Raw genomic sequence first — 21446 nt, forward strand, 5'->3', positions numbered from 1 at the left:
GCCGGCGACGAGGCACCGGAAGCCGGCCCGGACGCGGCACCGGCCCACGCCGCCGCCGAGGCGCCACGACCGACACCGGCCCGCGCCGGGGGCGAGGGTGACGCTTCGCCGGAAACAGCCACACAACCCGACCGCACCCCCGCCGACGGCCCGCCCGCGGCCCCTGCCCCCGCCGACGGCGCCCCCGAGGCGCCGCGGACGGCACCTGCCCCCGCCGACGGCGCCGGTGATGATGCACCGGACGAAGCCGGCACGCACCGCGACGGCCCAAACGCGGCACCTGCCCCCGCCGAGGCCAGTGGCGACGCCTCACCGGAGGCGGACACGCACCCGGACCGGGCCTACGCCGACGGTCCGCGAGCGGCAGCCGGTGACACCGGGGCGGCGCCTGCGTCGTCGGCCTTCGCCCAGGGTGGCGGCGGCTCGCCGGAGGCCGGTACGCACCCCGACCGTGCCTACGCGGGCGACCAGCACGCGGCACCCGCCGCCGGTCGGCCCGCGGCGGATCAGCACACCGCACCCGCCGGTCGTCCCGAGACGGAGCGGCACGCCGCACCCGCAGCCGGTCGGCCCGAGGCGGACCCGCTGAGCAAGGCCCCGGCTCCGGGGCGCGTGCCGGGTGCCGGTGACGCGCATGACCGTGAGCAGCCCTCCGCCCCCGGCCCGGTTCCCGGTCACCCGAACCCCCGGTTCGACACCTCCGCCCCCGCGCACGGCGATCGGCCCCTCGCCCACTCCGCCGACGGCAAGGGCCCCGCCCCCCAGCGCCCGGAGCCTCGGGGCGGGCTGCTCATGGGGCGGCCCTTCGGCGTGCCTGTCTACGTCGCGCCGAGCTGGTTCCTCGTCGCCGCGCTGATCACCTGGGTGTTCGGTGGCCAGCTGGAGCGCGTGCTGCCCGAGCTCGGGGCCGCCCGCTACCTGGTCTCCCTCTTCTTCGCGGTCGCCTTCTACGCCTCCGTGCTCGTCCACGAACTGGCCCACACGGTCGCCGCCCTCCGCTTCAAACTCCCGGTCCGCCGCATCCAGCTCCAGTTCTTCGGCGGCGTCTCCGAGATCGAGAAGGAGGCCGAAACCCCCGGCCGGGAGTTCGTCCTGGCCTTCGTCGGGCCCCTGCTCTCCCTCGTCCTCGCCGGCGTCTTCTACGCCGCCGCGCAGACCGTGGAACCCGGCACCGTCCCCGGCGTCCTGCTCGCCGGCCTGATGATCTCCAACCTCATCGTGGCCGCGTTCAACCTCCTGCCCGGACTGCCCCTCGACGGCGGCCGCATGCTCCGTGCCGTCGTCTGGAAGATCACCGGCAAGCCGATGACGGGCACCGTCGCCGCCGCGTGGGTCGGCCGCGTCCTGGCCGTCTGCGTGCTCGTCGGACTGCCCCTGCTGACCCAGTCCGGCGCCCTCGGCACCGAGGCCGCCGACAACGTCGGCATGGACACCGTCCTGGACGCCCTCCTCGCCGCGATCCTCGCCGCGATCATCTGGACCGGCGCGGGCAACAGCCTGCGCATGGCGCGCCTGCGCGAGCACCTGCCCGAGCTGCGCGCCCGGGCCCTCACCCGCCGCGCGGTCCCCGTCGAGACCGACACCCCGCTCTCGGAGGCCCTGCGCCGCGCCAACGCTGCAGGAGCCCGCGCCCTGGTCGTCGTCGACGCCGACGGCCAGCCCCTCTCCCTCGTCCGCGAGGCCGCCATCGTCGGTGTGCCCGAGCACCGCCGCCCCTGGGTCGCCGTCGGCGGCCTCGCCCAGGACCTCACCGACGGTATGCGCGTCTCCGCGGAACTGTCCGGCGAGGAACTCCTGGACGCCCTGCGCGCCACCCCGGCCACCGAGTACCTGGTGGTGGAGGAGACCGGCGAGATCTACGGCGTCCTGTCGGCGGCCGACGTGGAGCGCGCCTTCGTGAAAGCGATGGCGAGGCCGTCCTAGGATCCGGCGCCCGAGTGGTCGGTGGCCCTCTCCGGGGCCGGTAGGCTGGTCACATGTCCGAACCGACCGGTGCCGCCCGCAGGCGCGGGCCCTTCAAGGTCGGGGACCAGGTTCAGCTGACCGACCCCAAGGGCCGCCACTACACGTTCACGCTCGAGGCCGGGAAGAACTTCCACACCCACAAGGGTTCCTTCCCCCACGACGAACTGATCGGTGCTCCCGAGGGCAGCGTTGTCCGTACCACGGGGAACGTCGCCTACCTCGCGCTGCGCCCCCTGCTCCCCGACTACGTCCTGTCCATGCCCCGCGGCGCCGCCGTGGTCTACCCCAAGGACGCGGGGCAGATCCTCGCCTTCGCCGACATCTTCCCCGGCGCGCGCGTCGTGGAAGCGGGCGTCGGCTCCGGCTCGCTCAGCAGCTTCCTGCTGCGGGCGATCGGCGACCAGGGCATGCTGCACAGCTACGAGCGCCGGGCGGACTTCGCCGAGATCGCCCAGGCGAACGTGGAGCGCTACTTCGGCGGCCCGCACCCCGCCTGGCAGCTCACCGTCGGCGACCTCCAGGACAACCTGTCCGACGCCGACGTCGACCGCGTCATCCTCGACATGCTCGCCCCCTGGGAATGCCTGGAGGCCGTCTCCAAGGCGCTCGTCCCCGGCGGCATCCTGTGCTGCTACGTGGCGACCACCACCCAGCTCGCCCGGACCGTTGAGTCCATCCGCGAGATCGGCAGCTTCAACGAGCCGAGCGCCTGGGAGTCGATGATCCGCAACTGGCACATCGAAGGCCTGGCCGTCCGCCCGGACCACCGGATGATCGGCCACACCGGCTTCCTGCTCACCGCCCGCCGCCTCGCCGACGGCGTCGAGCCGCCCATGCGTCGCCGCCGCCCCGCCAAGGGTGCCTACGGCGAGGACTACGCAGGCCCCAACGCCGACGGCGGCTCCGGCCGCTGAGGCAGCCCCTCACCGCATCCAACGCACCGGCGCCGTGCCGGAGTTCCCGGGCCCTTACCGGAACTCCGCCACGGCGCCGCCGCGTTGCCGCCCCGAGTGAATCCCGCCGCAACGCCGTTGACCTGCCGCGAAGCCCGCCGCGGCCGCGTCCCGCCGCAGCAGGGGCCCCGCCCGCACGAGCCCGCTGACACAGCGGCAGGAACCATAACCCTGCTGACTTCCCCGGCAGACGACGTGCACACCCCGCCGTTCCCTCACGGTGTGACGTGTGGCACCATGCTGGCCACCCCACCGGCACCGCCTCAGGAGACCCTCCTAGTGCAGTCTTCCGCCGTCCCGGAGCTCGCCCACACCCACACCCGCCCCATCCACTGGCTCGCCACCGCGACAGCCGTCGCGGGCGTCGTGGCCTTCTCCTCGGTCCTGCAGCCCGGCGCGGCGACCGCGGCCCAGCCGGCCGCCCCCCGGACCAAGAGCGCTCCGGCGCACACGACTCCACCCGACCCGGCCGCGGTCACCTTCCCCATCGAGTGCGGCCCGGTGAAGGCCGTGGTGAAGAAGAAGGCTTCCGGAGACCTCGACGGCGACGGCCGGCCCGAGACGGTGGCAGTCGTCCACTGCGACTCCCCGATGGGCACCCCGCCCGACGGCGTGTACGTCCTCACGCGCGGCGCCGGCGGCGGCAAGCCGCGCGTCGTGGCCACCCTGCTGGACCCCGAGGACGGCACCACCGTCACCGACTTCGCCGTCTCCCACGGCGCCGTCACGGCCACGCTCCTCGGCTACTCGTCGGCCGACGTACCGCGTTGCTGCCCCGACGTGAAGAGCGACGCGAAATGGCGTTGGCAGAACGGCTCGTTCGTCCGCTCGGCCCCGGCCGGAGCCCGCAGCGTGTGAGGCCCCTGCGACGGTGCGTGTGAGATATCAGACAGTAGTAACGGAACGTAGAGAAGTGGTCACTCTGCGTCCGGCCCGTAGACCTCGGCCCTGTCCGAAACCCGACGCACATGGATGCACTCGCCCGGACACTCCTTCGCGGAGTCGATCACGTCCGTGAGAAGCGGCAACGGAACGGGCGTTGTCGCACCCTTGTCCTGGAGCAACTCGTCGTCGGCACTCTTCACATAGGCCAGACCGTCGATGTCCAGCTCGAACACCTCCGGCGCGTACTGGGCGCAGATGCCGTCGCCGGTACACAGGTCCTGGTCGATCCAGACCTCCAGCTCCGCACCGTCGGCCCCGGCCACCTGCTGCACGCTCATCTCTCCTGCCGTTTCTCCGCCGAGCCGCATCGGGAATCCGGCCAGCTCCGGCGGGTGTTGAACAGTTCGACCCTACCTCCGGCTGGGTTCCAATCATGTTCGCTGGGTATTCCCCTGGCGTGAGGGAGAGCGCAAGGGTGAAGATCGGACACACCCCGACCGTCTTTGTGATCTAGGGGTTTCAATCGACACCCGCCCAGGTAGGGTCTGGAAGCGTCCAGCTCCCCTTGGAGGAGGTGAGGACCGTGGCAGCCCACGACGACGACATGAACCGCGGCATCCGCCCGGGACGCGGGTCCGACGACCCGGCCGGGCAGATCGCCTATCTTGAGCAGGAGATCGCCGTCCTGCGACGCAAGCTCGCCGACTCTCCGCGACACACGAGGATTCTCGAAGAGCGGATCGTCGAGCTGCAGACCAATCTGGCCGGCGTGTCCGCGCAGAACGAGCGACTGGCCAACACGCTCCGTGAGGCCCGTGACCAGATCGTGGCCCTCAAGGAAGAGGTCGACCGGCTCGCACAGCCGCCGGCCGGCTTCGGTGTCTTCCTGGCGGCCAACGAGGACGGCACCGCCGACATCTTCACCGGCGGCCGCAAGCTCAGGGTGAACGTCAGCCCCGGCGTCGAGCTCGAAGAGCTCCGGCGCGGCCAGGAACTGATGCTGAACGAAGCGCTCAACGTGGTCGAGGCCATGGAGTTCGAGCGCGTCGGCGACATCGTCACCCTCAAGGAGATCCTCGAGGACGGCGAGCGAGCCCTGGTGCTCGGGCACACCGACGAGGAACGGGTGGTGCGGCTCGCCGAGCCGCTGCTGGACGTCACCATCCGCCCCGGCGACGCCCTGCTCCTGGAGCCCCGCTCCGGATACGTCTACGAGGTCGTCCCCAAGAGCGAGGTCGAGGAACTCGTCCTCGAAGAAGTCCCCGACATCGGCTACGAGCAGATCGGCGGTCTCGGCGGCCAGATCGAGGCCATCCGCGACGCGGTCGAGCTGCCGTACCTCTACCCCGACCTCTTCAAGGAGCACGAGCTGCGCCCGCCCAAGGGCGTCCTGCTCTACGGGCCCCCCGGATGCGGCAAGACGCTCATCGCCAAGGCCGTCGCCAACTCGCTGGCCAAGAAGGTCGCCGAGGTCACCGGCCAGGCCGCCGGCAAGAGCTTCTTCCTCAACATCAAGGGCCCCGAACTCCTGAACAAGTACGTCGGCGAGACCGAGCGGCAGATCCGCCTGGTCTTCCAGCGTGCCCGTGAGAAGGCCAGCGAGGGCACCCCCGTCATCGTCTTCTTCGACGAGATGGAGTCCCTCTTCCGCACCCGTGGCTCCGGTGTCAGCTCGGACGTGGAGAACACCATCGTCCCGCAGCTGCTCGCCGAGATCGACGGTGTGGAAGGCCTGCAGAACGTGGTCGTGATCGGCGCCTCCAACCGTGAGGACATGATCGACCCCGCCATCCTGCGGCCCGGCCGCCTGGACGTGAAGATCAAGATCGAGCGTCCCGACGCCGAGGCGGCTAAGGACATCTTCGGCAAGTACCTCACCGAACGCCTCCCGCTGCACTCCGACGACCTCGGCGAGCACGGCGGCAGCAAGGCCACCACCGTCCAGAGCATGATCCAGACGGCGGTGGAACACATGTACACCGAGTCCGAGGAGAACCGCTTCCTGGAGGTCACCTACGCCAACGGTGACAAGGAAGTCCTCTACTTCAAGGACTTCAACTCCGGCGCCATGATCGAGAACATCGTCGGCCGCGCCAAGAAGATGGCGATCAAGGACTTCCTCGAGAAGAACCAGAAGGGCCTCCGCGTCTCCCACCTCCTCCAGGCCTGCGTGGACGAGTTCAAGGAGAACGAGGACCTGCCGAACACCACCAACCCGGACGACTGGGCCCGGATCTCCGGAAAGAAGGGCGAGCGGATCGTGTACATCCGCACCCTCATCACCGGAAAGCAGGGCGCGGACACCGGACGCTCCATCGACACGGTGGCGAACACCGGTCAGTACCTGTAAAAGGCAGGGCGGCTGCGGGTGCCCTCGGCGGGTACCCGCAGCCGACTGTTTTTCAGGCCACGGCTGGAGCAACGCAATGACGCAAATGATCTCCCCACCAGCGCAAAGGCGTTCTAGGCTCTTGCGTACCGCCAAGTCGCGCAGTGCGGGGACGGGCACCGCACACGCAACCGAGCGCCAGCGGTATCTGAGTGGCGCCCACGACCGAGGGTGCCGCCGGGCAAGGAGGGCCGCATGACCGTACGGCGAGTAATGGGCATCGAGACGGAGTACGGGATCTCCGTCCCCGGCCACCCCAACGCCAATGCCATGCTCACCTCGTCCCAGATCGTGAACGCCTACGCGGCGGCGATGCACCGGGCCCGCCGGGCCCGATGGGACTTCGAGGAGGAGAACCCGCTGCGGGACGCGCGAGGCTTCGACCTCGCCCGCGAGGCCGCCGACTCCAGCCAGCTCACCGACGAGGACATCGGCCTGGCCAACGTGATCCTCACCAACGGAGCACGGCTCTACGTCGACCACGCACACCCCGAGTACAGCTCCCCCGAGGTGACCAACCCCCGGGACGCCGTCCTCTGGGACAAGGCCGGCGAACGGATCATGGCCGAGGCCGCGGAACGGGCCGCCCAGCTGCCCGGTGCCCAACCGATCCACCTGTACAAGAACAACACCGACAACAAAGGCGCGTCCTACGGCACGCACGAGAACTACCTGATGAAGCGGGAAACCCCCTTCTCGGACATCGTGCGCCACCTGACGCCCTTCTTCGTCTCCCGCCAGGTCTTCGCCGGAGCCGGCCGCGTCGGCATCGGCCAGGACGGGCACGAGCACGGCTTCCAGCTCAGCCAGCGGGCCGACTACTTCGAGGTCGAGGTCGGCCTGGAGACGACGCTCAAGCGCCCCATCATCAACACCCGCGACGAGCCGCACGCGGACGCCGAGAAGTACCGGCGCCTGCACGTGATCATCGGCGACGCGAACCTGTCGGAGATCTCGACCTACCTCAAGCTGGGCACGACCTCGCTGGTGCTGTCGATGATCGAGGACGGCTTCATCGCCGTCGACCTGGCCGTCGACCAGCCCGTCCGCACCCTCCACCAGGTCTCGCACGACCCGTCCCTGAAGCGCCTGGTCACGCTCCGCAGCGGCCGCACACTCACGGCGGTCCAGTTGCAGATGGAGTACTACGAGCTGGCGCGCAAGTACGTGGAGGAGCGGTTCGGGGCCGACGCCGACGACCAGACCAAGGACGTCCTGTCCCGCTGGGAGGACACCCTCACCCGTCTGGAGCACGACCCGATGAGCCTGGCCGGAGAGCTGGACTGGGTCGCCAAACGGGAGCTCATGGAGGGCTACCGGCGCCGGGACAACCTCGACTGGGACGCGGCGCGACTGCACCTGGTCGACCTCCAGTACGCCGACGTGCGGCCCGAGAAGGGCCTGTACAACCGTCTGGTGGCCCGCGGACGCATGAAGCGGCTGCTCACCGACGCGGACGTGGAGCGGGCCCGTACGGTGCCGCCGGAGGACACCCGGGCGTACTTCCGCGGCCGCTGCCTGGAGCAGTACGCGGACGACGTCGCGGCGGCCTCCTGGGACTCGGTGATCTTCGATCTGCCGGGCCGGGACTCGCTGCAGCGCGTCCCAACCCTGGAACCGCTTCGCGGAACGCGTAATCACGTCAAGGAGCTCCTGGACCGCTGCCGCACCGCGGAAGACCTGGTCAGGGTCCTGTCGGGCGGGTGACCCCGATGAACGGGTACTCGTCCGTAACCAGCCGGACAGGGTGGAAAGTCCCTGGTCCGGGAATCATCGAGGTGGTCCCCGTACGTTGGAGCAACTGCGGGGCCACTGTCAGACCCGGCGAGTAGGGTCTGATCTTGACCGAGCAACTGTGTCGGGCGAACCGAGCGGGGTGAGGGATATGGCGACCAAGGACACCGGCGGCGGACAGCAGAAGGCCACCCGGTCCACCGAGGAGGTCGAGGAGCAGGCGGCGGAGACGCAGGCTTCCGAGGACCTCAAGGAGCGTCAGGAGAAGCTGAGCGACGACGTGGACTCGGTGCTGGACGAGATCGACGACGTACTTGAGGAAAATGCCGAGGATTTCGTTCGAAGCTTCGTGCAAAAAGGCGGGCAGTGAAGGTCGATTGCGTGCTCTAGCCTTTGATTTGAAGGTGGCGGGGGATGGAAGCGGTCAGCGAGCCGAATGCGAAGCAATGCAGGAAGTGTCGGCGGGATCTGCCGCCCGCTGCGTTCGCCCGCGACAAGAATCGGCGTGACGGCCTCCAGGTGCACTGCCGGGAGTGCGTGGCGAAGTACAGCGCCGCGCACTACCGGCGTCGCCGAGAGGCCATGGGGAAGCAGGTCCGGGAGCAGGTGAGTGTCCCGGCTGGATTCAAGATCTGCCGGACGTGTGGCGAGATCAAGCCGCACAGTGAATGGCACCGCAACGCGAGCGCATCCGACGGGCTGTCGACCCGCTGCAAGGCGTGCCGGGCGGTGCAGGGCCGGCAGGGGCACCTGAAGCGTCAGTACGGCATCACGGAAGCCGAACGCGACGGTCTGATCGCCTCCCAGGGAGGCGTGTGTTGTATTTGTCTGTCGGCTGTGCCCGAGCATGTGGATCACTGCCACAAGACGGGTAGGGTCCGAGGCGTACTGTGCTTCAGCTGCAATGCTGCGCTGGGGCAGTTCAAAGATCGGCCCGATGCCATAAGGCGGGCTGCTGCTTACGTGGAAGGAATCGCGTGGAAGCCAACACTCGTAGCACCGGGCGTCTACCGGCTGCCTTCCTGACGCCAGGGTCTTCCTCCTTCATGGACTTCCTGTCCGAGCACCAGCCGGAGATCCTGCCCGGCAACCGGCAACTGCCCCCCACCCAGGGCGTGATCGAGGCACCGCACGGGACCACGATCGTCGCCGTGACGTTCCCCGGCGGTGTGGTCCTCGCCGGTGACCGGCGGGCCACCATGGGTAACGTCATCGCACAGCGGGACATCGAGAAGGTCTTCCCGGCCGACGAGTACTCGGCGGTGGGCATCGCCGGCACGGCGGGTCTGGCCGTGGAGATGGTGAAGCTGTTCCAGCTGGAGCTGGAGCACTTCGAGAAGGTCGAGGGCGCGCAGTTGTCCCTTGAGGGCAAGGCGAACCGGCTGTCGACGATGATCCGCTCGAACCTCGGCATGGCCATGCAGGGCCTGGCCGTGGTGCCGCTGTTCGCCGGGTACGACGTGGACCGCGACAAGGGCCGCATCTTCTCCTACGACGTCACGGGCGGCCGCTCCGAGGAGCACAACTACGCGGCCACCGGTTCCGGCTCGATCTTCGCCCGCGGTGCCATGAAGAAGCTCTTCCGGGACGACCTCAGTGAGGCCGAGGCCACGACGCTGGTGGTCCAGGCGCTCTACGACGCGGCTGACGACGACTCGGCGACCGGCGGTCCCGATGTCGCCCGCCGGATCTATCCCATCATCACCGTGATCACCGACGACGGCTTCCGCCGGCTCACCGAGACCGAGGCGTCAGAGATCGCACGCTCGGTCCTGGAGCGGCGGCTGGAGCAGCCCGACGGGCCGCGGGCCGCGCTGCTGTAGCGGCGGTCGTCTTCGTGAGGGTGGTCCAGTGAACCGACGGAATCTTCAAGAGAGGGATGGATAACCGGTGTCGACGCCGTTCTATGTCTCACCCCAGCAGGCCATGGCCGACCGGGCGGAGTACGCCCGCAAGGGCATCGCCCGTGGTCGCAGCCTGGTCGTGCTGCAGTTCGCCGACGGCATCGTGTTCGTCGGCGAGAACCCGTCCCGTGCGCTGCACAAGTTCAGCGAGATCTACGACCGGATCGGCTTCGCGGCCGCCGGCAAGTACAACGAGTACGAGAACCTGCGGATCGGCGGTGTGCGCTATGCCGACCTGCGCGGTTACACCTACGACCGTGACGACGTGACGGCCCGGGGCCTGGCGAACGTCTACGCCCAGACGCTGGGCACGATCTTCTCCAGCGCCGCCGAGAAGCCGTACGAGGTGGAGCTGGTCGTCGCCGAGGTCGGGGAGACGCCCGAGGGCGACCAGATCTACCGGCTGCCGCACGACGGTTCCATCGTGGACGAGCACGGCTCGGTCGCGGTGGGCGGCAACGCCGAGCAGATCAGCAGCTATCTGGACCAGCGCCACCAGGAGGGCATGACGCTGGCGGAGGCGCTGAAGCTGGCGGTGCAGGCGCTGTCCCGGGACACCAACGGCAGCGAGCGGGAGATCCCCGCGGAGCGGCTGGAGGTCGCGGTGCTGGACCGTACCCGGCCGCAGAAGCGCAAGTTCAAGCGGATCAGCGGGTCTCAGCTGTCGCGGCTGCTCGATGCGGGTGCCGCCGGCGGTGACGCGGAGGGGGCGTCGGAGGACGCCGAGTAGTTCTTACGTGGTGTGACGCGCCCTGGCCGGCGGTTTTGTGGCCGGGGCGCGTCGCCGTGTGCGGGGGCGCGGGTGCTTGCGCCTACCGCCGGGTGGTGGGTCGGGGCCGCTCAGCCTGCGGGCATGCGTGCCGCCTGGGGCGGCACGGGTGGGCGCAGGCGGCACCCCGCTACGCCGGGCTGCGGACCCACCCGGCCTCAGCGGCCATGCCCGCTACGGCTGGCGAGGGGGCGCAGTGGAGCCCCGTAGCACCAGCTGTACGGGGATGTCCCCTTCCTCGGGAGTACGGCCCTCCAGGACGGCCAGCAGGGCCCCCATACCGTGCTCACCGAACAGCTCGGCGTTCAGGCGGACCGTGGTCAGTTCCGGGTCCATGGCCGTGGCCAGGGCCAGGTCGTCGATGCCCGTGACCGACAGGTCGTCCGGGACGCGCAGTCCGAGGCGCCGGGCCGCCTTGTACGTGCCGGCGGCGAGCTGGTCGTCGTCGCAGATCACGGCGGTGGGGCGGGCGCCGGGGGCCGAGAGGGCGGCTTCGGCGGCCGTCACCGCTCCTGCGATGGAGATCGGGGAGCGGGCTGTGCGGACCGACGTGCCCGGTACCTCCGCCAGCCGTGCGGCCAGTTCCCGGGCGCGGACCTCGAAGGTCCAGGAGGGGACGTCCGCGGCCAGGTGGAGGAAGCGGCGGTGGCCCAGGGCGAGCAGATGCGCCGCGGCCTGGCGGATCCCGTCGGCGATGTCCAGGTTGACCGTCGCGGCTCCCAGGCTCCCCTGCGGGTCGCTGTCCAGCATGACCAGCGGCAGCGCCTCGCCGCGGATCGCGGTCAGGGCGTCCGCGGCCATGGACGAGGCGATCACGCCGTCCAGCGCGGCCTGCGCGGAGGCGAAGGGGTCACGGGCGGGGCCGATTCCCTCGGGGGAGGGGTAGAGGACCACGCCGAAGCCGTGCTCGGCGGCGACGCGGGCCGCGCCCGTGTAGACGCCCGCGAAGAACTCGGTGGTGAGGGCCGGGACGACCAGGAGGACGGTGCGGGTGCGGCCCAGGCGCAGGTTGCGGGCGGCCAGGTTCGGGCGGTAGCCCAGGTCGCGGGCGGCCTCGCGGACGCGCTCGGCGGTCGCCTCCGAGACGCGGCCGCGCCACTTGTCGCCGAGGACCAGGGATACGGCCGCCTGGGAGACGCCGGCGGCCTGGGCGACGTCCCGGCTCGTGGGGCGGGTGCTGCCTCGTGCCACCGTCTGCCTGCTCCTTCGTCTGGACGCGTGAACAGCGGACATGGTACGTATGGAAGCCGACGTTATACGTAAAACTAAGGGCGGGGACATGGCCACGGGATACCTGGAGATCCTTCGGGCGCGACACGCCGCCCGGCTGCTCGTCGGCACGCTCGTGGGTCGGCTGCCCTGCGCCACGGCTGCCATCGCGATCGTGCTGTTCGTCCGGGCCGAGGGCGGCACGTACACCCTGGCGGGGGCGCTGGCGGCCGTCTACGGCGTCGCCAACGCCGTGGGCCAGCCCGTGCTGGGCAGGCTCGTCGACCTGCGCGGGCAGCCTCTTGTGCAGCTGCCGGCGGCCGTCCTGTCCGGGCTGGCGATGGCCGTCTTCGCCTTCTCCGGCATCGGGTCGCTGCCGCTCGCCTACGCCGCCGTCGCAGGGGCCGGGCTCTTCACGCCGCCGCTTGAGGGCGGGCTGCGGGCGTTGTGGCCGTCCGTGCTGCGCAGGGAGGACCAGGTGCACACGGCGTACGCCATGGACGCCGTGGCCCAGGAGGTGATGTTCACCGTCGGGCCGCTGCTCGTGACGCTGTGCGTGTCCCTGTGGTCGGCTCAGGCGGCGCTGCTCGTGCTGAACGTGGTCGGGGTGCTGGGTGCGCTGTCCGTCGTGGTGTCGGAGCCCTCGCGCGCCTGGCGGTCGGCGCCGCGCGAGGCGCACTGGCTCGGCGCGCTGCGCTCGCCCGGACTGCTCGCGCTGCTGGCGGCGTTCCTGTTCATCGGGATGGCGCTCGGATCCATCACGGTCGCCTCGGTGCCCTACGCGGACGACCACGGCGGAGACGCCGTGTACGGCTGGCTGATGGCTGCCCTGGGCTTCGGGGCCCTGGTCGGCGGCACCGTGTACGGCGCCCGGCAGTGGGCCGGTGAGCCCGCGCGGCGACTGCGGGTGCTGGTGGCCCTTCTGGTGGTGTGTTACCTCCCGCTGATGCTGATGCCGGACGCCGTGCCCATGGTGGCGCTCACCGCGCTCGCCGGGGTCTTCCTCGCGCCCGCCATCGCCTGCGCGTTCGTCCTGGTCGACCGGCACGCCCCGCGCGGCACGGTCACCGAGGCGTTCTCCTGGCTGGTGACGACGTTCACCGTGGGCCACTCGGTCGGGACGGGCGTCGCGGGGCCCGTGGTCGAGACGGGCGGGGCCCTGTGGGGCTTCGCCGTGCCGGCCGTCGCGGGTGGCGTGTCCCTGCTGGTTTTGACCGCCACAGGACGGGTAGTCGCAGCTCCCGGCCAGGGAGCGGTCGTTGCGGCCGGTTCGGAAAATGATCCAAACCGTGCCGTCGAACCCCGTTTCAGTTCAGGGGATCGGGCGTAATGTTCCCTCATGGACCGCCGCATTTTCGGGCTGGAGAACGAGTACGGCGTCACGTGCACGTTCAGGGGACAGCGCCGCCTGTCTCCTGACGAGGTGGCGCGGTACCTCTTCCGCCGTGTCGTGTCATGGGGCCGCAGCAGCAATGTCTTTCTGCGAAACGGCGCCCGCCTCTATCTCGACGTGGGATCGCATCCGGAATACGCGACACCGGAATGTGACAACGTGACCGAGCTGGTCACCCACGACAAAGCAGGCGAGCGCATTCTCGAAGGACTCCTGGTGGACGCCGAACGACGCCTGCACGAGGAGGGAATCGCGGGCGACGTCTACCTCTTCAAGAACAACACCGACTCGGCGGGCAACTCCTACGGCTGCCACGAGAACTATCTGGTGGCCCGGCACGGGGAGTTCTCCCGGCTCGCGGACATTCTCATTCCGTTCCTGGTCACACGGCAGCTGCTGTGCGGTGCCGGCAAGGTGCTGCAGACGCCGCGCGGCGCCGTGTACTGCGTCAGCCAGCGGGCCGAGCACATCTGGGAGGGCGTCTCCTCGGCGACGACCCGCTCCCGGCCCATCATCAACACGCGTGACGAGCCGCACGCGGACGCCGAGCGCTACCGCCGCCTGCACGTCATCGTGGGCGACTCCAACATGTCCGAGACGACCATGCTGCTCAAGGTCGGCGCCACCGACCTGGTGCTGCGCATGATCGAGGCGGGCACGGTGATGCGGGACCTCACCCTGGAGAACCCGATCCGGGCGATCCGCGAGGTCAGCCACGACATCACGGGCCGGCGCAAGGTGCGCCTGGCCAGCGGACGCGAGGCCTCGGCCCTGGAGGTGCAGCGCGAGTACTACGAGAAGGCCCTGGACTTCTGCGAGCGCCGGGGCATCCGCACCGGCACCGTCGAGCAGGTCCTGGAGCTGTGGGGCCGCACACTGGACGCGATCGAGGCCGAGGATCTCGACCGCATCGGCACCGAGATCGACTGGGTCATGAAGTACAAGCTCATCGAGCGGTACCGCGCCAAGCACAACATGACCATGTCGCACCCGCGGGTCGCGCAGATAGACCTCGCCTACCACGACATCCACCGCCGTCGTGGCCTGTACTACCTGCTCGAGAAGAAGGGCCAGGCGGCCCGTATCTGCAACGACTTGAAGATCTTCGAGGGCAAGTCCGTTCCGCCGCAGACCACTCGGGCCCGGCTGCGCGGCGACTTCATCCGGCGGGCCCAGGAACAGCGCCGTGACTTCACGGTCGACTGGGTCCACCTGAAGCTCAACGACCAGGCCCAGCGGACCGTGCTGTGCAAGGACCCGTTCCGTTCCGTGGACGACCGGGTGGAGAAGCTGATCGCCGGAATGTGAGCCGGCGCCGGCCCGTGCGAGAAGCGATGCCCGGAGGTTTTCGCACCTCCGGGCATCGGCCTTTTCCCGGCCGTGTCCGGCCGTTGCCGAGCGGCCCGGGCGACGCCGTGTCGCGCGGTGAGGCGGGTGCGCAGCGGGTACGCCGTAGAGTGGCGGCCATTGCCCCCACACCACCGATCCCAGTTGGACTGATGAACTACAACACGAAACGACGCGTGGCCGCGTTGCTGGCCGTTCCCGCCCTGTTGTTCACCGCCGCGTGCGGATCGGACGACGGGAACAACGGTGACACGGCGGGAGGCGTCGCCGAGATCAAGGGGAAGGTCGGGGCGAAGCCCGAGATCTCCGTGCCCAAGGACGGCAAGCCGTCCGACGAGACCGTGGTCAAGACGGTCTCCGGGGGCAGCGGCACCCCGATCAAGGGTTCGGACTTCGTCCGCCTGGACTGGACCGTCGAGAAGTGGAGCGGAGGCCAGGAGCTCGGCGGCACCTGGGCCGCGGGAGCGGCGGGTGACAAGGCTCCGCGCCGGCAGTCCATCGAGCAGATCGGCAAGCCGAGCCAGCAGCTCCCCGAGAAGGTCCTCGACGCGGTGAAGGGCAAGAAGCCCGGCAGCCGGATCCTGGTGCAGGGCACCGCGGGCGATCTGATCGGCCAGAGCCTGAACACCTCCTCCGGGATCTCCGCCAAGGACGTGCTGATCTGGGTGGTCGACCCGGTCGGTGCCGCGAGCGTCGACACCAAGGCCGAGGCGAAGGGCGAGCAGGCGCCCTCCGAGCCCGGTATGCCCGAGGTGGAGTCTCCGTCGCAGAAGGCCGCGGTCATCACCGTCCCCAAGGGCGAGAAGGCTCCCAAGGACCTCAAGGAGCAGGTGCTGATCAAGGGCGACGGCAAGAAGGTCGAGGCCGGCCAGGGGCTCATCGCCCAGTACACCGGCGTCAAGTGGGAGGACGGCAAGAAGTTCGACTCCTCCTGGGACCACGGCGGCGCCACGGCCTTCCAGATCGGCAACGGCTCCGTGGTGGCAGGCTGGGACAAGGGCCTCGTCGGCAAGCACGTGGGCGACCGGGTGCTGCTGGTGATCCCGCCCTCGCTCGGCTACGGCGCGAGCCCGCAGAGCGAGCTGTCCAAGAACACGCTGGTCTTCACCGTGGACATCCTCGGCACGGTCTGACCCGGCCGGTCTGTGAGACTGTCCCCGACGCAGGTCACGTAACAAGGAGAGATGAAGTGAGCATCGACAAGCCCGAGATCGACTTCCCGGGCGGCGAGCCCCCGGCGGACCTCGAGATCAAGGACATCTGGGAGGGCGACGGCCCGGTCGCGCAGGCCGGCCAGACCGTCACCGTGCACTACGTGGGTGTCTCCTTCAGCACCGGCGAGGAGTTCGACGCCAGCTGGAACCGCGGCACGCCCTTCCGCTTCCCGCTGGGCGGCGGCCGGGTCATCAAGGGCTGGGACCAGGGCGTGCAGGGCATGAAGGTCGGCGGCCGCCGCCAGCTGACCATCCCCGCCCACCTCGCGTACGGCAACCAGAGCCCGTCGCCTCTGATCAAGCCGGGCGAGACGCTGATCTTCGTGGTCGACCTGCTCGGGGTCTGAGCAAGCTCCGACAGACTCGATCATGTGGGGCCCATGCCTGTTCGGGCATGGGCCCTCGGCTTTTGCCGTGCCACCGTGTGGCGGTACGGTCATCGCTCGTAAGCACCATAGGGAGGCGAAGCGCGTCGATGGCCATTGCCAAGGCGGAGCGGCTCATGAATCTGGCGCTGTGTCTGCTCGGGACACGGCGACCGCTCAGCAAGCGTGAGCTGCGCGACTCCATCGAGGCCTACGTCGAGGCCTTCGGGCCGGGCAACGGCGCGTCCGGCTCCGATGATTCCTTCAACCGCATGTTCGAGCGCGACAAGGACGATCTGCGCGAGCTCGGTCTGGTCATCGAGACCGTCGAGAGCCTCGACGGCGAGATCGGCTACATGGCCCGCCGCGACAGCAACCGCCTCCCGCCCATCACCCTGGACGCCGAGGAGGCCGCCGCCCTCGGGCTCGCCGCCAAGGTGTGGCAGCAGGCCCGGCTCGCGGGTGCGGCCAGCGGCGCCCTGCAGAAGCTGCGCGCGGCCGGACTTCCCGAGGACGTCGACCCGTACGGCTCGCACGGCGCGCTGGAACCGCGCATCCCCGTGCACGAGGCCGCCTTCGAGCCGTTGATGCTGGCCTGCCGGGACCGCCGGCCCGTCGCCTTCGACTACCGCAAGGCCACCGCCGCCCACCCCGAGCAGCGGCACGTGGAGCCGTGGGCGCTGGAGTGCTGGCGGGGTCACTGGTACCTGGCGGGCTGGGACCGCGACCGGGGTGCCGAGCGGGTCTTCCGGCTGTCCCGCATCACCGGCAAGGTCCGCTCGCGCGGCGGCCGCTACACCGCTCCCGTGCCGGACGTCGTCACCGTCCGGGAGACCGTCGCGAGCTGGGCCGGGGAGATCGCCGACCGCTCGGCGCGGATCCGGCTGCGTGCGGGCGCGGGCTACCCCCTTCGGGCGAAAGCCACCTCCGTCCGGGAACTCGGCGACGGCTGGGACGAGTTGGAAATTCCGTACGGCCATGGGCTGGACGCCTGGCTGGTGGAGTTCGGGCCCGACGTGGTCGTCCTGGAGCCCGCCGAGCTGCGGGCCGACGTGGTGGACCGGCTGCGGGCCGTGGCCAAGGGCTGAGGGGGAGCGGAGACAGTGGCAGGCAAACCGGTCAGGCCCGTGAACGCCATCGACCAGACCCGGCGGATGCTCTCGCTGGTGACGTATCTGAGGGAGCGCCCCGGAGCCCGGGTCGAGGACGTCGCGCGCGCCTTCGGGATCAGCGAGGACGAGCTGGTCTCCGACCTCGACGTGCTGCCCATGTGCGGCACCAGCTTCCGCGGCGGCGACCTGCTCGACATCGACACCGACGGCGAGCGCATCTGGTGGCACAACCCGGCCGCCCTCGCGGCGGAGGCCGCCGAGCCGCTCCGGCTCGCCGCCGACGAGGCCACGGCCCTGCTCGTCGCCGCCCGGGCGGTCTCCACGCTGCCCGGACTGCGTGAGAGCGACCGGCAGGCGCTGCTGCGGGCGACGGCCAAGGTGGAGACCGCGGCCGGCGAGGCGGCGGGCGCCAGCTCGCGCCTGTCCGTGACCTTCGAGTCCGAGGGCGGTGTCTTCGCGGACGTCGACCGGGCGATCGCCGAGCGCCGCCGGCTGTGGATCCGCTACTACTCGCCGGCGCGCGACGAGGTCACCGAGCGGGAGATCGACCCCATCCGCCTGGTCAGCGTCGGGCACACGTACGTCGAGGCCTGGTGCCGCCGCTCCGAGGCGCGCCGCACCTTCCGGCTCGACCGGGTGGCCGAGATCAAGATCCTGGACGAGCCGTCGGCGCCGCCCGAGATCGAGCTGAGGGACCTCTCCGAGGCCCTGGTGCAGCCCGCGGCCGAGGACCCGGAGGTCGTGGTCGAGGTCGGGCCCGGCGGCCGCTGGGTCGCGGAGTACTACCCGCACGACAGTGCGGATGAGCTCCCCGACGGCGGGCTGCGTATCACCCTGCGGACCCCCGACCCGGCGTCGCTCCGGCGCCTGGCCCTGCGGCTCGGGCGGGACGGCCGGATCGTCTCGCCGCCCGAGCTCGCCGACAGCGCCCGGCAGGCGGCGCGGGAGGCGTTGACGGCGTACGACGGGATCGAGGAGCGGGCGGCGCGCGTCGCGGAGGCCGGCGCCCACGGGCCGCAGGCGGTGCACACGGTTCCGGACGGGCCCGGCGACGGACCCGGGTGAGCCGCGGGCGCCCGTGCGGGGTCCACGGCCGGCACGGCCGGACCGCGACACCGGCCGTGGCGCCCCGGAGGCGAACCACCCCAGAAAGAGGAGCGAGGGCTTGAGCGAGTCGGCGACGTCCGGTGTGCGGGGCATGACGGTGGAGTCCGCGTTCGCCGGGATGAGAAGCGTGGCCCCGGTCGTCTTCAAGGCGGGCTGCCCCGACTGCCGAGGGTGCTTCGAGCTCGCCGCGGGCGCCCTGCGCCTGGCCATCGGCGCCACGAGCCGCACCACCTTCTACTCCTTCACCTGCCCGGAGTGCGGCGCGTCGGTCCGCAAGCCGGCGGGGGAGCGGATCGTGGAGCTGCTCACCGGCGGCGGGGTGCGGACCCTCCGGCTGCACTCCACCGTCTAGCGGATCCTCCGGCTGCACCACCGTCCAGGGGCCGGCCGCCCGCGCGCCCGGGACGGTCTAGGCTCGGCGTCATGTTCTGGCCGATGTTCGCGGTTGCCGTGGGATTCGTGGGTCTTGTCGTGCTCGGGGTGCTCGCCGTGCGGGTGTTCGTGGAGGCACAGCGCCTGGGCAGGCAGGTCACGGACTCGGCGCGCCGTATCAACCGGGCCGCCGAGGACCTGGAGCGGGCGGCGGGGAGTGCGGCCCGGTCGGTGGACGCTCTGTGAGTCCCGAGGGCGGCAGTCATGAGTTGCTTTTGGGACACTTCGCCCTGTCACCCCGGCGGTTCGGACAGGTACTCTGCTGGTCGCGGCCCGGTTAACGAGGCACTGGTCGCGGACGGGAGTACGCACGGGGGATGCAGAGGGATTGCCTCACGTTCACCCCCGAGCGTTACGATCGCTGCCATCACGATCGTTCGGACATGTGTCCGACCGGTCGGACAGCACCCCACCACAGCCGCCTCGGTGAGAAGGTAAAGACTTATGTTCGGAAGGCTCGGAGCCCCCGAGATCATTCTCATCCTCGTCGTCATCATCCTGCTGTTCGGCGCGAAGAAGCTTCCGGACATGGCTCGGTCGCTCGGCAAGTCCGCCCGCATCCTCAAGAGCGAGGCCAAGGCGATGAAGGACGAGAACAAGTCCTCCACGACCCCGGCCGGCCCGCCCAACAACGACGAGCCCTCGCAGCGCACCATCCAGGCAGCGCCCGGTGACGTGACCAGCTCGCGTCCGGTCAACGAGCCCACGGACACGACCAAGCGCTGACGCAGGGCCGGTGACCTCCGGCCCGCCGCACGAGATGGGAACGTGGGTTGCTGAAGTCTGCCCGCAAGCAGGAGAAGGATCCCGAGGGGCGGATGCCCCTCGCGGAGCACCTTCGCGAGCTCCGCAACCGGCTCGCCAAGGCGATGCTGGCGATCGTCGCCGTCACGGTCGTCGCCGCCTTCTTCTACAACGACATCATCAACTTGATCACCAAGCCGATCCTCGACTCGGTCGGCTGTGACAAGACCTTCGCCGAGCTGGCCAAGTCGCAGGCCGGCACGAAGCCCTGTGCGCAGATCACCATCAACGGCCTGCTCACCCCCTTCACGCTGGCGCTGAAGGTGTCGCTGATGGCCGGTGTCGTGCTGGCCTCGCCGGCCTGGCTCTACCAGCTGTGGGCGTTCGTCGCGCCGGGACTGCACCGGCACGAGCGGAAGTACGCCTACGCCTTCGTCGCCACGGGCGCCCCGCTGTTCATCGTCGGTGCCTACTTCGCCTACACGGTGCTCCCCACCACGGCGAAGGTGCTCCTGGAGTTCACCCCGGGCGGCACGTCCAACCTCCTTCCGCTGGACGACCTGCTCGACCTGGTCATGCGGATGGTGCTCGTCTTCGGCCTCTCCTTCGAGCTGCCGCTGCTGCTGGTCATGCTCAACCTCACCGGCGTGCTCACCGGCAAGCGCATGCTCGGCTGGTGGCGCGGCATGATCATGGGCATCACGGTGTTCGCGGCCATCGCCACGCCCAGCACCGACCCGCTGACCATGCTGGCGCTCGCGGCGCCGATCTGGATCCTGTACTTCGCTGCCGTCGCCTTCTCCCTGCTCAACGACCGCCGACGCAGCCGTCGCGAGGCCCTGGGTCCCGCCGACGACGAGGCCTCCGAGCTGGATCTCACCCCCGACGACATCGGCGAGATCGAGCCCGTGACCACCAGCCGGGCCGCGCTGCCCGAGCAGGCGAGCTCGGAGCGCTCGGACCGGGTCAACGGTTATGACGACGTGACCTGAAGATCGGCAGGCAGATCGTAGGGTCGGTCGCGTGACCAGCGAGATCACCCTCTTCGTCAACCCCACCGCGGGCCGCGGCCGGGGTGCCCGCGCGGCGCAGCCGGCCGCTTCCGCGTTGCGGGCGGCCGGCTTCTCGGTCCGGACGGTTCTCGGAGAGGACGCCGCGGACGCCCTCGTCCGCGCGCGGGCGGCCGTCGAGGGCGGCACGGGCGCGCTGATCGTCGTCGGCGGTGACGGCATGGCGGGCCTGGCGCTGCGGGCCGTCGAGGGCACCCGCACCCCCCTCGGCCTCGTCGCCGTCGGCACCGGCAACGACTTCGCCCGCGCTCTCGGCCTGCCCGTGCGGCAGCCCGCCGCCGCGGGCCGCATGATCGCCGACGCCCTCAAGTGCGGCCGGATCCGCGACATCGACCTCGGGCAGGTGGGCGACCGCTGGTTCGGCACCGTCCTGGCCTCCGGCTTCGACTCCCGCGTCACCGACCGCGGCAACCGCATGCGATGGCCCACCGGCCGTCTCAGGTACGACCTGGCGACGGTCGCCGAACTCGCCGGATTCCGGCCCGTCCCGTACCGGATACGGCTCGACGACGGAGAGGTCCGGGAGGTCGAGGCGACCCTGGTGGCCGTCGGCAACGGCTCCTCCTACGGCGGCGGCATGCGGATCTGTCCCGGCGCCGATCTGACCGACGGGCTGTTCGACGTCACCGTCGTCGGGGAGTGCAGCCGGACGACGCTGCTGCGGGTGTTCCCGAGGGTGTACCGGGGCACACACGTGGACCATCCGAAGGTGACCGTGCTGCGGGCGGCACGGGTCGAGATCGCCGCCGAGGACGTCACCGGCTACGCCGACGGCGAGCCGCTCGGCCCGCTGCCGCTGAGCGCGCGCTGCGTCCGCGGGGGCGTGCGGGTCGCCGGCCCCTGAGCTGCGCGGA

Annotated in this window: 22 protein-coding genes; 20 read left to right on the forward strand and 2 right to left on the reverse strand. The window is 70.5% G+C overall.

The window, feature by feature from the left end:
- From GTY56_RS41010 to GTY56_RS37420, 3 genes are all read left to right on the forward strand, one after another.
- On the forward strand, positions 1 to 1923 hold a 1923-nt coding region (locus GTY56_RS41010), incomplete at its 5' end, for a site-2 protease family protein (protein ID WP_237525215.1).
- A gap of 53 nt (positions 1924 to 1976) precedes the next feature.
- A complete protein-coding gene (locus tag GTY56_RS37415) occupies positions 1977 to 2879 on the forward strand; it encodes a tRNA (adenine-N1)-methyltransferase (RefSeq protein WP_107458194.1) in 903 nt (300 codons plus the stop codon).
- 318 nt (positions 2880 to 3197) lie between these two features.
- Entirely contained in the window at positions 3198 to 3776 is a 579-nt protein-coding gene (locus tag GTY56_RS37420; RefSeq protein WP_161369719.1) for a hypothetical protein, read from the forward strand.
- Between the two features lie 59 nt (positions 3777 to 3835).
- Here the strand turns inward: GTY56_RS37420 and GTY56_RS37425 are convergent, their stop codons facing one another.
- Positions 3836 to 4141: a ferredoxin gene (locus GTY56_RS37425; RefSeq protein ID WP_161369720.1), complete on the reverse strand. Its 306-nt coding sequence runs from the start codon at positions 4139 to 4141 to the stop codon at positions 3836 to 3838.
- 245 nt (positions 4142 to 4386) lie between these two features.
- Between GTY56_RS37425 and arc the strand changes: the two genes are divergently transcribed.
- The 6 genes from arc to prcA all read left to right on the forward strand — a co-directional run bounded on the left by arc (position 4387) and on the right by prcA (position 10560).
- Positions 4387 to 6153: a proteasome ATPase gene (gene arc / locus GTY56_RS37435; RefSeq protein ID WP_161369721.1), complete on the forward strand. Its 1767-nt coding sequence runs from the start codon at positions 4387 to 4389 to the stop codon at positions 6151 to 6153.
- Between the two features lie 234 nt (positions 6154 to 6387).
- Positions 6388 to 7899 carry a depupylase/deamidase Dop gene (gene dop, locus GTY56_RS37440; RefSeq protein WP_344517937.1) on the forward strand — a complete coding sequence of 504 codons (1512 nt, stop codon included), beginning with the start codon at positions 6388 to 6390 and terminating at the stop codon, positions 7897 to 7899.
- A gap of 178 nt (positions 7900 to 8077) precedes the next feature.
- Positions 8078 to 8296, forward strand: coding sequence for a ubiquitin-like protein Pup (locus GTY56_RS37445; RefSeq protein WP_019757212.1), 219 nt, complete (start codon positions 8078 to 8080; stop codon positions 8294 to 8296).
- A gap of 44 nt (positions 8297 to 8340) precedes the next feature.
- Positions 8341 to 8952, forward strand: a complete 612-nt coding sequence (locus GTY56_RS37450) for an endonuclease VII domain-containing protein (protein WP_161369722.1) — start codon at positions 8341 to 8343, stop codon at positions 8950 to 8952.
- A complete protein-coding gene (prcB, locus tag GTY56_RS37455; RefSeq protein WP_161369723.1) occupies positions 8904 to 9749 on the forward strand; it encodes a proteasome subunit beta in 846 nt (281 codons plus the stop codon). The genes GTY56_RS37450 and prcB overlap by 49 nt, the downstream gene beginning before the upstream one ends.
- A gap of 67 nt (positions 9750 to 9816) precedes the next feature.
- Positions 9817 to 10560, forward strand: a complete 744-nt coding sequence (gene prcA / locus GTY56_RS37460; RefSeq protein WP_161369724.1) for a proteasome subunit alpha — start codon at positions 9817 to 9819, stop codon at positions 10558 to 10560.
- A 213-nt stretch (positions 10561 to 10773) separates the two neighbouring features.
- Here the strand turns inward: prcA and GTY56_RS37465 are convergent, their stop codons facing one another.
- Complete coding sequence (locus tag GTY56_RS37465; protein ID WP_161369725.1) at positions 10774 to 11790, reverse strand: substrate-binding domain-containing protein; 1017 nt, start codon at positions 11788 to 11790, stop codon at positions 10774 to 10776.
- A gap of 88 nt (positions 11791 to 11878) precedes the next feature.
- On the opposite strand from GTY56_RS37465, the gene GTY56_RS37470 reads away from it, so the two are divergent.
- The 11 genes from GTY56_RS37470 to GTY56_RS37520 all read left to right on the forward strand — a co-directional run bounded on the left by GTY56_RS37470 (position 11879) and on the right by GTY56_RS37520 (position 21436).
- Complete coding sequence (locus GTY56_RS37470) at positions 11879 to 13138, forward strand: MFS transporter (RefSeq protein WP_161369726.1); 1260 nt, start codon at positions 11879 to 11881, stop codon at positions 13136 to 13138.
- 9 nt (positions 13139 to 13147) lie between these two features.
- On the forward strand, positions 13148 to 14509 hold the full coding sequence (gene pafA / locus GTY56_RS37475; RefSeq protein ID WP_031106199.1) for a Pup--protein ligase: 1362 nt from the start codon (positions 13148 to 13150) through the stop codon (positions 14507 to 14509).
- A 191-nt stretch (positions 14510 to 14700) separates the two neighbouring features.
- On the forward strand, positions 14701 to 15681 hold the full coding sequence (locus GTY56_RS37480; protein WP_161369727.1) for an FKBP-type peptidyl-prolyl cis-trans isomerase: 981 nt from the start codon (positions 14701 to 14703) through the stop codon (positions 15679 to 15681).
- Positions 15682 to 15737: 56 nt separating this feature from the next.
- A complete protein-coding gene (locus GTY56_RS37485; RefSeq protein ID WP_010045336.1) occupies positions 15738 to 16109 on the forward strand; it encodes an FKBP-type peptidyl-prolyl cis-trans isomerase in 372 nt (123 codons plus the stop codon).
- A 128-nt stretch (positions 16110 to 16237) separates the two neighbouring features.
- Complete coding sequence (locus tag GTY56_RS37490; RefSeq protein ID WP_161369728.1) at positions 16238 to 17215, forward strand: helix-turn-helix transcriptional regulator; 978 nt, start codon at positions 16238 to 16240, stop codon at positions 17213 to 17215.
- A 15-nt stretch (positions 17216 to 17230) separates the two neighbouring features.
- Positions 17231 to 18304, forward strand: a complete 1074-nt coding sequence (locus tag GTY56_RS37495; RefSeq protein ID WP_161369729.1) for a WYL domain-containing protein — start codon at positions 17231 to 17233, stop codon at positions 18302 to 18304.
- A 100-nt stretch (positions 18305 to 18404) separates the two neighbouring features.
- Positions 18405 to 18698, forward strand: coding sequence for a hypothetical protein (locus tag GTY56_RS37500; RefSeq protein WP_161369730.1), 294 nt, complete (start codon positions 18405 to 18407; stop codon positions 18696 to 18698).
- A 71-nt stretch (positions 18699 to 18769) separates the two neighbouring features.
- Complete coding sequence (locus GTY56_RS37505) at positions 18770 to 18964, forward strand: hypothetical protein (RefSeq protein ID WP_033311910.1); 195 nt, start codon at positions 18770 to 18772, stop codon at positions 18962 to 18964.
- 258 nt (positions 18965 to 19222) lie between these two features.
- A complete protein-coding gene (gene tatA / locus GTY56_RS37510; RefSeq protein WP_033311911.1) occupies positions 19223 to 19504 on the forward strand; it encodes a Sec-independent protein translocase subunit TatA in 282 nt (93 codons plus the stop codon).
- 47 nt (positions 19505 to 19551) lie between these two features.
- Complete coding sequence (tatC, locus tag GTY56_RS37515) at positions 19552 to 20514, forward strand: twin-arginine translocase subunit TatC (protein WP_033311912.1); 963 nt, start codon at positions 19552 to 19554, stop codon at positions 20512 to 20514.
- Positions 20515 to 20545: 31 nt separating this feature from the next.
- Entirely contained in the window at positions 20546 to 21436 is an 891-nt protein-coding gene (locus tag GTY56_RS37520) for a diacylglycerol kinase (protein WP_161369731.1), read from the forward strand.
- The last annotated feature ends 10 nt before the right edge of the window (positions 21437 to 21446 follow it).

The organism is Streptomyces sp. SID5643 (genome assembly GCF_009872555.1).
GTDB lineage: Bacteria > Actinomycetota > Actinomycetes > Streptomycetales > Streptomycetaceae > Streptomyces > Streptomyces iakyrus.

Excerpts from the sequence above, each read along its gene's own strand:
- GTY56_RS37470 (WP_161369726.1), top strand. The coding sequence starts at position 11,879 with ATGGCCACGGGATACCTGGAGATCCTTCGGGCGCGACACGCCGCCCGG.
- GTY56_RS37425 (WP_161369720.1), bottom strand. The coding sequence starts at position 4,141 with ATGAGCGTGCAGCAGGTGGCCGGGGCCGACGGTGCGGAGCTGGAGGTC.
- GTY56_RS37490 (WP_161369728.1), top strand. The coding sequence starts at position 16,238 with ATGGCCATTGCCAAGGCGGAGCGGCTCATGAATCTGGCGCTGTGTCTG.
- GTY56_RS37415 (WP_107458194.1), top strand. The coding sequence starts at position 1,977 with ATGTCCGAACCGACCGGTGCCGCCCGCAGGCGCGGGCCCTTCAAGGTC.
- GTY56_RS37445 (WP_019757212.1), top strand. The coding sequence starts at position 8,078 with ATGGCGACCAAGGACACCGGCGGCGGACAGCAGAAGGCCACCCGGTCC.
- GTY56_RS37505 (WP_033311910.1), top strand. The coding sequence starts at position 18,770 with ATGTTCTGGCCGATGTTCGCGGTTGCCGTGGGATTCGTGGGTCTTGTC.
- pafA (WP_031106199.1), top strand. The coding sequence starts at position 13,148 with ATGGACCGCCGCATTTTCGGGCTGGAGAACGAGTACGGCGTCACGTGC.
- GTY56_RS37450 (WP_161369722.1), top strand. The coding sequence starts at position 8,341 with ATGGAAGCGGTCAGCGAGCCGAATGCGAAGCAATGCAGGAAGTGTCGG.
- tatA (WP_033311911.1), top strand. The coding sequence starts at position 19,223 with ATGTTCGGAAGGCTCGGAGCCCCCGAGATCATTCTCATCCTCGTCGTC.
- GTY56_RS37480 (WP_161369727.1), top strand. The coding sequence starts at position 14,701 with ATGAACTACAACACGAAACGACGCGTGGCCGCGTTGCTGGCCGTTCCC.
- dop (WP_344517937.1), top strand. The coding sequence starts at position 6,388 with ATGACCGTACGGCGAGTAATGGGCATCGAGACGGAGTACGGGATCTCC.